Annotated in this window: 14 protein-coding genes; 11 read left to right on the forward strand and 3 right to left on the reverse strand. The window is 62.8% G+C overall.

What is annotated here, in order from left to right; translation table 11 throughout:
- Window positions 1–143: 143 nt before the first annotated feature.
- Window positions 144–1,721, reverse strand: a complete 1,578-nt coding sequence (locus GAL01_RS10355) for a D-aminopeptidase (RefSeq protein ID WP_062030680.1) — start codon at window positions 1,719–1,721, stop codon at window positions 144–146.
- A 65-nt stretch (window positions 1,722–1,786) separates the two neighbouring features.
- On the opposite strand from GAL01_RS10355, the gene GAL01_RS10360 reads away from it, so the two are divergent.
- The 8 genes from GAL01_RS10360 (at window position 1,787) to GAL01_RS10395 (ending at window position 8,623) form a co-directional block, all read left to right on the forward strand.
- On the forward strand, window positions 1,787–2,401 hold the full coding sequence (locus GAL01_RS10360; protein ID WP_062030682.1) for a regulatory protein RecX: 615 nt from the start codon (window positions 1,787–1,789) through the stop codon (window positions 2,399–2,401).
- Window positions 2,402–2,406: 5 nt separating this feature from the next.
- On the forward strand, window positions 2,407–2,889 hold the full coding sequence (locus GAL01_RS10365) for a CHAP domain-containing protein (protein ID WP_062030684.1): 483 nt from the start codon (window positions 2,407–2,409) through the stop codon (window positions 2,887–2,889).
- A gap of 82 nt (window positions 2,890–2,971) precedes the next feature.
- Entirely contained in the window at window positions 2,972–3,226 is a 255-nt protein-coding gene (locus GAL01_RS10370) for a twin-arginine translocase TatA/TatE family subunit (protein ID WP_062030686.1), read from the forward strand.
- Window positions 3,226–3,852, forward strand: coding sequence for a methylthioribulose 1-phosphate dehydratase (locus GAL01_RS10375; RefSeq protein WP_062030688.1), 627 nt, complete (start codon window positions 3,226–3,228; stop codon window positions 3,850–3,852). The genes GAL01_RS10370 and GAL01_RS10375 overlap by 1 nt, the downstream gene beginning before the upstream one ends.
- A gap of 2 nt (window positions 3,853–3,854) precedes the next feature.
- The gene (locus tag GAL01_RS10380) at window positions 3,855–4,400 is read left to right on the forward strand and encodes a 1,2-dihydroxy-3-keto-5-methylthiopentene dioxygenase (RefSeq protein ID WP_062030690.1); all 546 of its coding nucleotides are present in this window, start codon (window positions 3,855–3,857) and stop codon (window positions 4,398–4,400) included.
- Between the two features lie 9 nt (window positions 4,401–4,409).
- Window positions 4,410–5,093, forward strand: a complete 684-nt coding sequence (gene mtnC, locus GAL01_RS10385; RefSeq protein WP_062030692.1) for an acireductone synthase — start codon at window positions 4,410–4,412, stop codon at window positions 5,091–5,093.
- Window positions 5,090–6,013 (forward strand): bifunctional riboflavin kinase/FAD synthetase, encoded by a 924-nt coding sequence (locus GAL01_RS10390; RefSeq protein ID WP_062030695.1) that lies wholly within the window; start codon window positions 5,090–5,092, stop codon window positions 6,011–6,013. The genes mtnC and GAL01_RS10390 overlap by 4 nt, the downstream gene beginning before the upstream one ends.
- 213 nt (window positions 6,014–6,226) lie before the next feature.
- Window positions 6,227–8,623, forward strand: coding sequence for a TonB-dependent receptor (locus GAL01_RS10395; RefSeq protein WP_062030698.1), 2,397 nt, complete (start codon window positions 6,227–6,229; stop codon window positions 8,621–8,623).
- On the opposite strand, the gene GAL01_RS10400 is transcribed toward GAL01_RS10395, so the two are convergent.
- Window positions 8,617–9,396, reverse strand: a complete 780-nt coding sequence (locus GAL01_RS10400; protein ID WP_062030704.1) for a tetratricopeptide repeat protein — start codon at window positions 9,394–9,396, stop codon at window positions 8,617–8,619. The two genes, GAL01_RS10395 and GAL01_RS10400, sit on opposite strands and share 7 nt — an antisense overlap.
- Window positions 9,396–10,466: a TraB/GumN family protein gene (locus GAL01_RS10405; RefSeq protein ID WP_255308581.1), complete on the reverse strand. Its 1,071-nt coding sequence runs from the start codon at window positions 10,464–10,466 to the stop codon at window positions 9,396–9,398. Before GAL01_RS10405 ends, GAL01_RS10400 begins: the two co-directional genes overlap by 1 nt.
- A 94-nt stretch (window positions 10,467–10,560) precedes the next feature.
- On the opposite strand from GAL01_RS10405, the gene ileS reads away from it, so the two are divergent.
- The 3 genes from ileS (at window position 10,561) to GAL01_RS10420 (ending at window position 14,593) form a co-directional block, all read left to right on the forward strand.
- Window positions 10,561–13,419 (forward strand): isoleucine--tRNA ligase, encoded by a 2,859-nt coding sequence (gene ileS / locus GAL01_RS10410; RefSeq protein WP_062030708.1) that lies wholly within the window; start codon window positions 10,561–10,563, stop codon window positions 13,417–13,419.
- Complete coding sequence (gene lspA / locus GAL01_RS10415; protein WP_082790739.1) at window positions 13,419–13,943, forward strand: signal peptidase II; 525 nt, start codon at window positions 13,419–13,421, stop codon at window positions 13,941–13,943. Before ileS ends, lspA begins: the two co-directional genes overlap by 1 nt.
- Before the next feature lie 77 nt (window positions 13,944–14,020).
- On the forward strand, window positions 14,021–14,593 hold the full coding sequence (locus tag GAL01_RS10420; RefSeq protein ID WP_062030712.1) for a DUF3035 domain-containing protein: 573 nt from the start codon (window positions 14,021–14,023) through the stop codon (window positions 14,591–14,593).
- Window positions 14,594–14,661 lie beyond the last annotated feature (68 nt).

Consider the following 14,661-nt stretch of genomic DNA (forward strand, 5'->3'; position numbering starts at 1 on the left):
AAACGAAACGGTTTATGCGGAATCGCAAAACCCTGCTCCGGTTGCCCGGAGCAGGGCTTCAAATTCCGCCCGTGCATAGTGAAGGGCAGAACGGGGTTCCGTCAAACCCCGGCGTGCCGGAATGTGGCGGTCAACCCGGCAGATCAGACCCGCTGATACAGCAGATCCCGCGCCAGCCAGCACCCGACCCGCACTGCCGTCACGCTGCCGCCCTGCCGCTCGAACGCCAGGGTCCAGTCTCCGGGAGCCGTGTGATCGAGTGCGCGCGGGCAGGGCAGAACCCACACATCCTTTGCCAGACGTTGGAGCATTTCCATCCGTCCATCGCCCAAGATTCCCGAAAAACTGCCATAAACCACGCCGCCCGCCAGTGTGATGGTCACTTCGGCCTCGTCCAGTTCCTCGCAGCGATAGACGCCCGCCAGTTCGGCAATATCCTCGCCGGGCGTCTCGTCACAGCGCATGAGGAGGCTCGTCCGGTTTTCTCCCGGACGCTCCACCACGACTTCCGGCCCCTCCGCAGTCTCCTGCGCCTTTACGACGACCGATCCCGCTTCGGCCCGCGTTGCCGAAATCCCTTCCAGAGCCTCCGGCACCATCAAATAGCGCAGCGTTGCTCCACCGGGTGCAGGTTCGATTCGGGCCGACAGTCCCGTCTCCCGCTCCAGATAGGTCCCATACAGCGCAGTCGGAGGCTGCGTGCTGCGGTCCGGCTCATAGGGAACGCCCAGAGCCGCTGCCAGAATCTGCGCCGCCGCAACCTGTGCCGCGCTCATGTGATTGAACATCACCACGACTGACAGACGCTCGGACGCGACGTGCAGTCGATGGGAGCGCCAGCCCCGCAACGCGCCGCCATGCATCGTCACATCCCGTCCGAACATCGTGCTGCGTTGCAGGCCGAATCCATAAGGCGCGGCCTGACCGTCGCTGAACGTCACCGGCGCGGTCAGACGCCGGTACAGACTGTCCGGCGCTTCACGTGTGGCATCAATGAACCGCTCCCAGGCGATCATGTCTTCCAGAGACGCCCCAAGCCCGGCATCTCCCGTCCAGATGACATTGTTGACCGCCGGACGGAAGCCGCTCTCCACGGTTCCTTCATAGCCGACTGTCCCATCCGGCATGGCACGCGTATCGGCGGCCAGAATGGCGCGTTCCATGCCCACCGGATTGAAAATGGATGTCTGGAGCAACTCGGCAAAGCTGCGTTCCGTCCGGTCCTGAAGAATGTCGGAAATCAGCCGGAAATTCTGGTTTACATAGGAATAGGACGTGCCGGGCTGAAACTGGAGCGTCCGCGTTCCCTCAATGACACGCCGGGCCTCGCGGTCTCCGAAATCCCCTTCGATGGGTGCGCCATGCAGCATCGCTACGGCCCAGTAATCCCGCAGGCCAGACTGGTTATGCGCGAGATGCAGCAGGCCCGGCGAAGGCTCGTCGAGCTGCGGCAGCCGCGCATCCACATCCGCGTCCAGTTCCGACGGATCGTCATACAGATCCAGGAGTGTCCCGCAGGTGAACTGCTTGGTGATGGAGCACATGCGAAACAGCGTGGACGACGTAAACGGAATGCGGCGCTCCACATTCGCATAGCCCCAGCCATGCCGGACCAGAACCTCGCCGTCCTTCAGAACGGCCACAGCCCCGCCGGGACCAGGAAAACGGGCAGGGAGGGCGGAGACGGCCGCTTCAACACGGGAAAAAAGTGAATCGCTCATGGAGGGAATGATGGCTCCAGACCGACTTGCCGTAAATGCCTTTCACCCGGCATAATTGTTCCACCATGGAGGACAATTCCGCCCCACCCCCCGTTCCTGATGCCGCATCCCTGCGTGAGGCCGCCTTGGCGCATCTCGCCCGCTTCGCCACGACCGAACAGGGTCTGCGTCAGGTACTGGACCGTCGTCTGCGCCGCTGGGGCGTGCGTGCGTCGCACGCCGGTCTGCCCAACGAAGACATCGAATCCGCCATCGCCGCCCTGCGCCCCGCCATTGACGGGATCGTCGCGTCTATGACCGATCTGGGCGCCGTGGACGACGCCGGTTATGCCCGTAACCGCGCCCTCAGCCTGACCCGGACCGGTCGCTCCCGCCGCGCCGTGGAGGCCCATCTCGCCAACAAGGGCGTCGATCAGGATACGACCCGTGAAGCCCTCAACGAGTCGCTGGGTGAGCGTTCGGATAGCGGTGCGCAGGAGGCGGAACTTGCTGCTGCCCTCGTTCTGGCCCGCAAACGCCGCCTCGGCCCGTTCCAGAGACCCGACCGGGAGGAAGAAGATCCTCTCAAGACTATGGGTGTTTTCGCCCGTAACGGTTTTTCCCGTGATGTCGCGCAGAGCGTGCTCGACATGGACCCCGATGAGGCGGAAGACCGCATCATCGCCTTTCGAAGTCTGTGACAGTGATGGCCCGCATTCTCCGCTGCCTGCCGCTCGGCCTGCTTGCGCTCCTCGCGGCCTGTGGCAACCACTACGAATACAGCCGTGCCAGCTTCAACGGCCCGCTGCAATGCGCGCCCTATGCCCGCGAACGCACCGGGCTGAAACTGAGCGGCAGTGCGGCCTCATGGTGGGGACAGTCCAGCGGACGCTATGCCCATACCCATATGCCTCGTCCCGGAGAAGTGCTGGTTTTCCGCGCCACATCCCGTGTTCCCAGCGGCCATGTGTCCATCGTACGCCGACAGGTTTCAGACCGCACGATCCTCGTCGATCATGCCAACTGGGAGCCCGGCCGCATCGACCACGCCGTACCCGTGACGGATGTGTCCGCCCGCAATGACTGGACGCTGGTGCGGGTCTGGTGGGCGCCTGTTCATGGTCTGGGAAAGCGCGCTTATCCGACCTATGGCTTCATTTCATCGCATGACAGTGACGACGCTTCCTGAGAGGAATGCTTGCACAATCGTTCAAGCCTTGCCACATGATGAGGCCTCGGGTGGATGCCCTCGCTTTTCGGAGTAACACACTATGGGTAGCATGAGCCCCGTTCACTGGCTGATCCTGGCGGTCGTCCTGCTCGTCGTGTTTGGCGGCGGCGGCAAGATCAGCGGCCTGATGGGAGACTTTGCGAAGGGCATCAAGTCCTTCAAGAAGAACATGGCCGACGATGAATCCATGACCGCGACGGACGCTCCGCAGGCTCCGGGTCATATTTCGCCGCCCCACCAGAACCCCGGCTATAGCCAGACGACCAACAGCGAAACGCACCGCAATCAGGTCTGATGCAGAACCTCAAGGTTGATGAAAGCTGGGGCAATGCCAGCCGCCAGATCGTGCAGGCCGGCCAGCGGATGGACCAGCGCGGCTGGGTTCCGGCAACGGCGGGCAACCTGTCATGTCGCCTGCCGGATGGCCGGATCGCCATTACCCGCTCCGGCGGCCACAAAGGCTTTCTGACGGACAGCGACGTCATCGAGATCACGCCGGACGGCGTGCCGGTCGATCCCGCCAATCGCGCGAGTGCGGAAACGCTGCTGCACACGCAGCTTTACGCCCATGACCCCGCGATCGGCGCCGTTCTGCATGGCCATTCCGTCGCCGCGACCATCCTCTCCATGGATGAACCGTCCGACGCGATCACGCTGGCGGGCTATGAAGTCCTCAAGGTCTTCGAAGGCCAGACGACTCATGACACGAGCCTGGAACTGCCCCTGTTTCACAACGATCAGGACATCGCCCGGCTGGCCACGGTTGTTGCGCCAAAGCTCGTGGACATGCGCCTCGGCTATCTGATTCGCGGCCACGGCGTCTATGTCTGGGGCAAGGACATGTTCACGGCCCTGGCCCGCCTCGAAGGGCTTGAGTTCCTGCTGGCCTGCGAACTCGCCCGTCTGCAGAAGAAGGCCTGACCATGAGCCGCCTGACCGTTTATCGCGATGATGCTCCCGACACGATCCTGCTGGACGTCACCACGCCGGGCGAGATTGCGGAGACCCTGCGTCCCCACAATATCCGCTTCGATCGCTGGTCGGCTCCCGTCACACCGGCGCCGGATGCCCCGGCGGAAGAGGTTCTGGAGGCCTACCGCCCCTATCTGGACACGCTGATGGGCGAGACGGGCGCAGGCAGCGCGGACGTGGTGCGGATCAACGCGTCCACGCCGAACCTCCCGGAACTCCGAAAAAAATTTCTGTCCGAACACACCCACAGCGAAGACGAAGTCCGCTTCTTCGTGCACGGGCAGGGCGCGTTCGTCCTGCATATCCGCGGGCGCGTCTATTCCGTTTTATGCACCCAAGGGGACCTGATCTCCGTTCCTGCAGGCATCCCGCACTGGTTCGACGCCGGGCCGAAGCCGGACGTGGTGGCCCTGCGCGTCTTCACCGACACGACCGGCTGGATCGCGCAATATACCGGCGATGACATCGCCAACCGCTTCCCCGCTGAAGTTCCCTGAAAGTCCCCCATGATCCGTCTCGTCCTGCTTGATATCGAGGGCACAACCCTGCCGATCTCTTTCGTGCGGGACGTCATGTTCCCCTATGCCGCGAAAGCCCTTCCGGCCCTGATGCAGGACCACACGAACCCGACGGTCGTGGCGGCGCGGGCGGATATCGTCATGGATCATCCGGGACAGGACCCGCTGAAAGTCTGTCAGGACTGGATGAAGGCGGACGTGAAGGCAGCCCCCCTCAAGACGCTTCAGGGCCTGACCTGGCGTCAGGGTTTCGAGGACGGCACCCTTCAGGCCGACCTGTATCCGGATGTGCCACCCGCCCTGAAGGCCTGGTCGAAAGGCGGCCTGCGTCTGGCCGTCTACTCATCCGGCTCCATCCCGTCGCAGAAACTGCTCTACGGCCATACGGCACAAGGCGATCTGACGCCCCTGTTCGAAGACTTCTTCGATCTTTCGACCGGCGGGAAAAAAGACGCGGCCTCCTATGAAAAGATCACCGCCGCCGTCGGCCTTCCCGCAGACGAAATCCTGTTCTTGTCCGATATCGGCGCAGAGCTGGATGCCGCCCAGAGCGCAGGGATGAGCGTCTGTCAGCTCGTCCGCGAGCGGGACGGCACCATTCCGCATCCGGGTGTCGCGCAGGCTCCCGACCTGAACGCCGTTTCCAGCCAGTTTGGCCTGCCCGTCGCATGATCCTGCACACGGACTGGCGCAACATCCCTGCCTCCGCCCGCAATACGGTGGCAGCGCTTGGCAATTTCGACGGCGTACATCGCGGCCATGTGCATCTCCTCGAAACATTGCGGATGGCGCGGCCCGATCATCCGCTCTCGGTTGTCACGTTCGACCCACACCCCCGAACACTGTTCCGCCCGCAGGACCCGCCGTTCCGCCTGATGCTGCCGGATGTCCGCGCCGCAGCCCTCGGCAGCCAGGGCGTTGAACACGTCTTCCAGATCCCGTTCGATGCGGAATTCTCCCGTCTGAGCGCCGACCGGTTCGTGAACGATGTTCTCGTGAAGGGTCTCGGTGTGGCGCATGTGGCCTGTGGTGCGGATTTCGCATTCGGCCACCGTCGTCACGGCAATATCGACCGTCTTGAGGCTCTTCTCGTGCCTCATGGAATCGGTCTGACCATCGTGCCCCAGCTTGTCGATGACGGGGGCCCGATTTCCTCCAGCCGCATCCGTCGCCTGTTGCAGGAAGGCTATCCTGAGCGCGCAGCCGAGGAACTGGGCCGTCTCTGGAGCATCACCGGTCCTGTCATGCACGGAGACCAGCGCGGGCGTCTTCTCGGCTTCCCTACGGCCAATATTCCCCTGACGCAGCATCTCGAACCCGCGCGCGGCGTCTATGCCGCCCGCGTTACACTGCCCGATGGTCGGGTGATCCCTGGTGTCGCCAATATCGGCCGTCGTCCCACGATCAATGACGGCCGGGAAAGCCGCCTTGAAGTCCATCTCTTCGACTTCAACCAAGACCTGTACGGCCAGACCCTCAGCGTTGCGCTGATCGCGCTGCTGCGTGAGGAAAAGAAATTCTCCGGTCTGGACGAACTCAAGGCCCAGATTGCTGCCGATGCCGCCCAGGCCCGCTCCATTCTGGCTGACTGAACTTTTCCCAGTCTTCTGAATCCCGCCGGACCGTCACCCTTCCCCGTTTTCGGGGGAGGGTTTTTTTGTGCAGTATGACATTGTGTGTCGTTTCTGCCACGTTTTTGAAGAGAGAATGAGAATCCTTCGCATTTTTACGGAATCGGTATTGAGAATAATTCTCAATAAATCTTTAAGGGCAGTATCAGTTTTCGTTTGCAGGATCATGATCCGATGTCGTCCAGAACACCTCGCCCGCCTCTGGGCTCGCTCTCTCTGGCTGCCGGCCTGACGCTCGTCTGTACCGCAGCCCATGCCCAGCAGACTGATGTCCGGCACCATCACAAGGCCCGTCGTCAGGCCCCCCAAAAAAATAACGCCCTGCACCCGCAGGAAACGCGGCCTGTGGCCCCGAAGAGTGTGACGCCTGTTCCGAAAACGGCGGATAACAGCATCAGCGCCGCCCCTGAGGAAGAGGAGCACCTCCAGGTCGTCGGCTCCCCCATGAACATCCTGCACGAGACCATGGGTCTGAGCCGGATGCCGGAAGATGCGCTGCATACCCCGCAGACGATCAACATCGTCCCCCAGCTTCTGATGCAGCAGCAGAACGTCAAATCCCTCGACGAAGCCCTGCGCAACGTGCCGGGCATTACAGCGTCCGTCGGCGAGGGTGAGGGCGGCATGGCGGGCGACCAGTTCCTCATCCGCGGTTTTCAGGCCCAGAACGACATTTACGAGAACGGCCTGCGCGATTTCGGCGTCTATACCCGCGATAGCTTCGATTATGACCATGTCTCGGTCATCAAGGGACCGTCTTCCGAAGTCTTCGGCAATGGCACGACGGGCGGCGCCATCAACATCACCACCAAGGTCGCCCATCTCGGCGACAGCTATGGCGGCAGCTTCTCGGGAGGCTCCGCTGATTATTATCGCGGCACGCTCGATTTCAACAAACAGATCGGGGATTCCACGGCCATCCGCATCACCGGCATGGGTAACGAGAACAACACGGTCGGCCGCGATAACGTCTATTCGCATCGCTGGGGTATCGCGCCGTCGATCGCATTCGGTCTGGGCAAGCGCACGACGTTTACGCTAGAATATTTCCACCAGACCGACAACCGCGTGCCGGATTATGGTGTGCCGGTCGTGACCAAGCCGGGCACGACCATTGCAAAGCCCCTGACGGAATACGGCCTGAACCGCAACAACTGGTACGGCACGAGCTACGATCAGGATGCTTCGAACGTGGACATGCTGACAGGCCGCCTGAAATTCGACCTGAACAGGCATATCACTCTGTATGACGACCTGCGCGGCGGCATGTACAGCAGGTACTTTTCCTCCTCACAGCCCGGCTGCGATACGACCTGCGTGGCCAATTATTTCAACAACCCCGAGGCGGCGACCGTCAACCGGCGCGGTCATCTGGGCGGCCCCGAGCCCTATCAGCAGGATGACTGGTCCGTACAGAACGTCTTCTCGGGCGTTGCGAAATTCTCCACGGGCAGCATCCGGCACCAGATCATCGCCGGCGTCGATGTCGCGCATATCTATGACCGGCGCACCAATTACGCCTATAATTTTAATGGCCAGAATGGCACGCGAACCGATACCACAAGCCTGCTCCATCCCTCGGCCACACAGCCCGGACTGCTGCTCGGTACACTGGGCCAGTATAGCGGTACCCTCGTCAGCATCCCCGGCGTTGGCCGTGCGCTCTACAAAACGGGTGATGCCACCGATGTGGGCGCGTTCTTCTCTGAACAGATCTGGCTTCTGCCGGAATTCTCGATCCGTGGCGGTTTTCGCTGGGACCACTGGGACAGTCACTATTCGGCCAATGGCGGCACGATCGGCGCAGGCGTGGCCTACGGGCAACAGCAGGACACATTCAATCCGACCGTCAGCCTGATGTACACGCCGACCAGCGATCTCATGGTCTATTTCAACTGGGCGCAGTCCACCACGCCGCTGGGCCTGTATGTGACGAACAGCTCCGAACCCCTGAAATCCTCCACGCAGGGCTTCAGCCCCGAGCGCAGCAGCCTGTACGAACTGGGAGCGAAGTATAACGCCTTCCACGGTCGCATGGGCTTTACGGCCTCCGTTTTCCGTCTGGAAAAGGGTAACGCCCTCATGACCGATCCTTCAACAGGCGATGTGTCGTCTTCCAGCGATCGCCAGCGCAATCAGGGCGTCGAACTCAGTGTGTCGGGTGAGATCCTGAAGAACTGGACCATGATCGGCACTTACGCCTATTACGACGCCACGACCGTCTCGTCCCTGACGGCCGCCGATGTCGGCAAGCGCATCCAGTATGCTCCGAAGAACTCGGCTACGATCTGGTCTACCTATACGATCGCGCCGAACCGCCCGTGGAACGTCACGTTCGGCGGAGGCCTGACCTGGCGTGACGGCGTTTATCTGAATGCCACCAATACAGGGTATGTGCCCGCGACCGTGGAGTGGGATGCCGTGATTTCCCATAATTTCGGCAAGCACTGGCGCGTGGCCATGAACGGCTACAACCTCGACAACCGCCTGAATTACAGCAATCTGTTCAGCGATCGCGCTACTCCGGCTGTCGGACGGTCCTTCCTCTTCAACCTTTCGGCGAATTACTGAGCCGAAACAGCTTCGCCTGAAGGAGAAATTCCCATCTCTTTCAGGCGCGCGCGGACCCGCTCCAGCAGGTCCGCATCGCCTTTCGGCCCCAGCGCTGTAAGCTTCTGGTCCATCGCCAGCAGGATGTCGGACGTCGCATCCACAACCGCCTGACGCCACCAGCCCAGTGCCTCTTCAGTTTTTCCGGCATCCACGAGCGCCGTCGCATAATTGTGCTGCCCCCGGTAATCGCCGCCCTCGGCCGATTTCCGGTACCAGTCCAGCGCTGCCGCCCGGTCCTGCGACACGACCCAGCCTTCTTCCAGAAAGCGCGCATAGAGGTTCATGGATTTCGCATGACCGTGACCAGCGGCCGCGCGGAACAGATCCAGCGCCCGCGGCAGATCCGCGTCCATGCCAATCCCGCGCATGGTCAGGATGCCCAGATTGTACCGGCCCCATTCGTCGCCCGCAGCGGCAGCGGCGGCATAACATTGCGCCGCCTGTTGCAGATCCTTCTCGCAGCCCCAGCCGAACTGGAAACACCGGCCGCGCATGTTGTGCCCCGGCCCGAACCCGGCACTGGCCGCGATCGTGAACCAGTCCAGCGCGCCCGCCGGATCGCGCGGAACATGCACACTGTCCAGCAGCACCTGCCCCCACTGCACGATCTGAAGGTGCTGCCCCTTCAGCGCCCCCTGCCGGATCTCTTCGATCTGCGGCGGCAGGACAGGGGCCTCGGGACGACGGGGGCGGGCTTTGCGGCCCAGAAATTTCCGAACGATCCGCTTCATCAGAGTGCTGGCACGATCTGCTCGACCGTGAAGCCGTCCTGATGCAGGAGGGCGGGCAGTCCTTTCGGCCCCGCCATATGAAGGGAGCCCACCGCCACGAACAGCGAGGTTCCGCTTTCATGGATCTTTGCAATTTTTGCAGCCATTCCGACATTCCGATCGTCCAGAAGGCGCGACATGAAGCGCCGTTCCTGCGCGGTGTTCAGGCAGTCACACCAGTCGTGGTACGCATCCAGCCGTTTCACGTCACTCGAGGCCCACATCTCCGCAAGCCGCCGGTTTTCAGTCTGGGTTTTGCCAGACGATACGCCCCTGATGATGTCATCGATGAACGCATCCTCGTCCACCGCATCCGGCCCAATCAAAAGGTCACGCTGCATCTGCACCGTCTCCAGCCCGATCAGAGGCTTCTTCAGGCTCCCGGCCATGCCCTGCAGCACGGCATCGACGGCATAATCCGGATAATAGCCGTCCCCGCGTGAGGCCAGGGATTCGACGCCAGCGGCCTCCACGCCAACGGCTACATGCGCGAATGCTGCACTCGGCACGCATTGCTGATCCATGAGGGCATCCACCTTCGCCTTGCGTCCGGACTGCACGAGATGCCCCCAGCGCGCCGCATCTTCGGGTTGGCGCAGGATGGTCGCAGTATCGGGGGCGTTCAGATCAAGCTCCAGCGCGACCTTACTGCTGTGCAGGATCGCAGAGCGTGTCAGCGGACCGGGCATCAGCCAGTCCTGCTTCGCGACATGCAGCGTCCCGTACAGCCACGACGAATGGCCGTCCTTCGTCACTTTCCACAAAAAACCCCGGTCCGGCGCTGTCTGGAACATCTGCGCCATCCGGGACTTGTCCGGCACGCTCGTCGCCGTTGGACAGCGCGGGGCTTGTGCCTGTGCCACAATCCCGGCTCCCGCGTAGAAACCGAAGACAAGCCCTGCAACAGACTGGAAAAGACGATGTGCCCGCACGGATCTGCCTTCTGAAAAAAGCGCCATATCCGGCATCATCCGCCACTCCTGCCGTCCCCGCAACCCGCGTCCGGAAGCTGGCCTGAGACAGGCCCGCATTGCTGCTTCCCTTAACCCCGGACTTGACCGGATTGGCTCCCGATCTCCATATGGTCCCCCCTTAGTGTGAATGACCGAAACTGGCCCGTCCATCATGTCCGACAAGATCCCCGATCCTTCCGTCGCCGCATTCAAGGAACAGCAGGACCGCTACCGCGATACCGTGTTCCTTCCCCGCACCGGCTTTCCGATGCGTGGCGGCCTGCCCAAGCGCGAGCCCGAGACGCTCGCCCGCTGGGCTGCGATGGGGCTGGACGACCGGATCCGCGAAGCCGGGAAGGGACGTCCCGTCTTCACGCTTCACGACGGCCCCCCCTACGCCAACGGTCACATTCATATCGGACACGCCCTGAACAAGGTGATGAAGGACGTGGTCAACCGCGCCCATCGCATGTCGGGTTACGAGGTCCGTTATCTTCCGGGCTGGGACTGTCATGGCCTGCCGATCGAATGGCGGATCGAGGAGCAGTATCGCAAGGCCGGCAAGGACAAGGACCAGGTGCCGCTGCTCCAGTTCCGCGCCGAGTGCCGCCAGTACGCTGCCGAATGGGTCCAGAAACAGGCTGAAGACTTCAAGCGCATCGGCGTACAGGCCGAATGGGCCAACCGCTATGTGACGATGGACTTCAGCTCCGAAGCCAAGATCGTCGATGAAATCGGCAAGTTCCTGCTCAATGGCAGCCTCTATCGCGGCCTGCGCCCAGTCATGTGGAGCCCGGTCGAGAAGACCGCCCTGGCCGAAGCCGAGATCGAATACCACGATATCGACTCCACCACGATCTTCGTGGCCTTCCCGGTCATCAAGGACCCGACGCCCGCCCACGCCCTGAGTGGCGTCTCGGCCGTCATCTGGACGACCACGCCCTGGACCATCCCGGCCAACCGCGCGCTCGCTTACGGCCCGGACATCACCTATGTCGTCCTGCGCATCGACGAGACAAACGAAAACAGCATCGTTCCACAGGGCGCAAAGCTGCTGGTGGCCGAAGACCGTGTTGAGTCCTTCTGCACGGAAGCGGGCATCACCGCCCATCATACGCTCTACACCCTTCCGGGCACCGCGCTCGAGGGCGCGGTCTGCGCCCATCCGCTGCGTGGCCGTGGGTATGAATATGACGTGCCGATGCTGCCGGGCGAGTTCGTCACGACCGATGCCGGTACGGGCCTCGTCCACATGGCGCCGTCGCACGGTCAGGACGACTTTGCACTCTGTCGCCAGTACGGCATCGAAGTCCCCGAACTGGTGGAAGACGACGGCCGTTACGCGCCGTGGGTTCCGCATCTGGCCGGCATTCACGTCTTCAAGGCCGCCGATCCGGTCTGCGACCTGCTGACGGAAGCCCGCCAGTCCGCCGAACATGACGACGCACCCGCCACCGGCCTTATGGCCCGCGGCTCCGTCCGTCACTCTTACCCGCATTCCTGGCGCTCCAGAGCCCCGATCATTTTCCGGGCGACGCCGCAGTGGTTCATCGCGATGGATGGCGAGACAAAGCTGCGCGAAAAATCCCTCAGCGCGCTGGATAACGTCACCTTCGTCCCCGAAGCGGCACGCCGCCGTCTCACGTCGATGATCGAACAGCGCCCCGACTGGTGCATCTCCCGCCAGCGCGCCTGGGGCGTGCCGATCGCGGTGTTCGTCGAGAAGCGCACCGGCGAGGTCCTGCGCGATGCCGTCGTCATGCAGCGTATCGTCGACGCCTTCCGCGAGAAAGGTGCCGATGTCTGGTATGAAGCCGATCCGGCCGTGTTCCTTGGCGCCGATCGCAATGCCGCCGATTACGAACAGGTCTTCGACATTGTGGATGTCTGGTTCGAAAGCGGCTCGTCCCATCGCTTCGATCTGGGGCAGGAGGGGCTGAACTTCCCCGCCGATGTCTACCTTGAAGGCTCCGACCAGCATCGCGGCTGGTTCCAGTCCTCCCTGCTGGAAAGCGTCGGCACGATGGGCGTTGCGCCCTACAAGGCACTCGTGACCAACGGCTTCGTCATGGACGAGCAGGGCCGCAAGATGTCCAAGTCGCTGGGCAATGTCGTGGCCCCGTCTGACGTGACGGACAGTCTCGGCGCGGATATTCTGCGTCTGTGGGTCCTGAACTCCGACACGAACGAAGACCTTCGCATCGGGCAGGAAATCCTCAAGCAGCAGGGCGAGCTCTACCGCCGCCTGCGCAACACGCTGCGCTGGCTCCTCGGCGCGCTTGATGGCTTCACGCCTGAAGAAGCCGTGTCTTATGCCGATCTGCCGCCGCTGGAGCAGTATATCCTGCACCGCCTTTCGGAACTACGCGGCCTGATCTCCAGCGCGGTCGAAACGCATCAGTGGGTGGGTGTGTATCCGGCGCTGCACGGGTTCTGCACCACCGACCTCTCGGCGTTCTATTTCGACATCCGCAAGGACGCGATCTACTGCGACGCCAAATCCGATCCGACGCGCCGCGCGGCCCGCACGGTTCTGGACGTCCTGCACCGCGCGCTCTGCACCTGGCTGGCCCCTGTTCTCGTCTTCACGGCGGAAGAAGCCTGGCAGGCCCGTTTCGGCGAGAACGACAGCGTGCATCTTGCGCAGTTCTTTGAGCCGGACGTTGAATGGAACGACCCCGAACTCGGCAACCGCTGGGAAGACATCCGCGCCTATCGCCGCCTTGTCACGACCGAGCTGGAAACGGCCCGCCGTGACGGCACGATCGGCTCCTCACTCGAAGCCAGCGTCACGCTGCCGCTGTCGCAGGAAGAAGCCGGAATTCTGGGGGGGCTGGACTGGGCCGAACTTCTCATCACGTCCCATGCCGAAACCGAGCTGCTGCCGGGCGACATGGCCCATGGCGGCCCGCAGGTCGAACGTGCGCCGGGCCATAAATGCGCCCGCTGCTGGAAAGTCCTGCCGGAAGTTGGCGAAAATGCCGAACATCCTGCCCTGTGCCGCCGCTGCATCGACGTGGTGAGCGCCTGATGTCCCTGTGGCATGACGGTATGAGCCGCACGGGGCGCATGGTTCTGGGCTTCGTTCTGCTGCTTCTGGTCCTTGTTCTGGATCAGGCCAGCAAGGACTGGATCCTGTATGCCTATCACCTGCCGGATCGCGGCTCGGTCGAGATCCTGCCGTTCCTGAACTTCACGATGGTCTGGAACCATGCCGTAACTTTCGGCATGTTCGGCGGTCTGGGCAGCCGGGGGCCCTGGATCTTCTGCGCTGTCTCGCTGATCGCGGTGGGGCTTCTGGTCTGGACGCTGATGCGTACGAAGCGCACGCTGGTGGCGGCGTCGTGTGGCGCGATCGCCGGGGGCGCCATTGGCAATGTCATTGACCGTTTGCGCTATGGCGCGGTCGTGGATTTCCTGCATGCCCATGCTTTCGGCTGGTCATGGTATGTCTTCAACGTCGCGGATTCCGGGATCGTCTGCGGTGTGGCCGTCTGGCTGATCGACTCCCTTCTCGCCGAACGTCAGGCCGCCAGAGCTTCGAACACGAAGTGATACGCTGGCGGAACTTGTTCCCACGTCCCGGTCCGGCCTTGCTCCCGCGCCGTGTGAACTGTAGGAGTGTTCCAATCATGATCGCGTCCCAGGGGCCCTCCATGCGTCGTAACCGTCTTTTCGTTGCCCGTCTCAGTGTCCAGATGGGTGCCATGGCTTCCGTCGGCCTGCTGCTTTCGGGCTGCTCGGGCGCCGATGTCTCCCGCGCGATCGGTCTCGAACGGGCCATGCCCGACGAGTACACCGTCACAACCCGCGCGCCGCTCTCCATGCCGCCTTCCGAGCAGATGCAGCTCCCCGGCGCGGCGGATGCCCATCGCCCGGACGAAAGCCCGCGCATGCAGGCGCTCGAAACGCTCTCGCCGGACACGGCCCTGCATCCGGACTCCGGTAAAGGCAGCACGGGGCAGACCGCACTGGTCGGACAGGTGGACAAGTCCGCCAATGCGCCGAACAATGCCGAACTCGGCGCGGCAGACGCCGGTTTCGTGGACAACCTGATGTTCTGGAAAGGCGGCAATGCCGGGTCCGTCGTCGATGGTGACGGCGAAAATCGTCGTATCCGCGAGAACTCGGCTCTGGGCCGCAACCCCGCAACGGGCGCCACCCCGACGGTCCGCAAGAAGAAAGCCTTCCTCGGCGTTCTCTGAGTATGCCCGTTCCTTCCGCTCCCTGACGGGGCAGAAGGAACGGCCCTGTCTGCCGTCCGGCTCCAGTC

Source organism: Gluconobacter albidus, assembly GCF_002723915.1.
In the GTDB taxonomy this organism is placed as follows: domain Bacteria; phylum Pseudomonadota; class Alphaproteobacteria; order Acetobacterales; family Acetobacteraceae; genus Gluconobacter; species Gluconobacter albidus.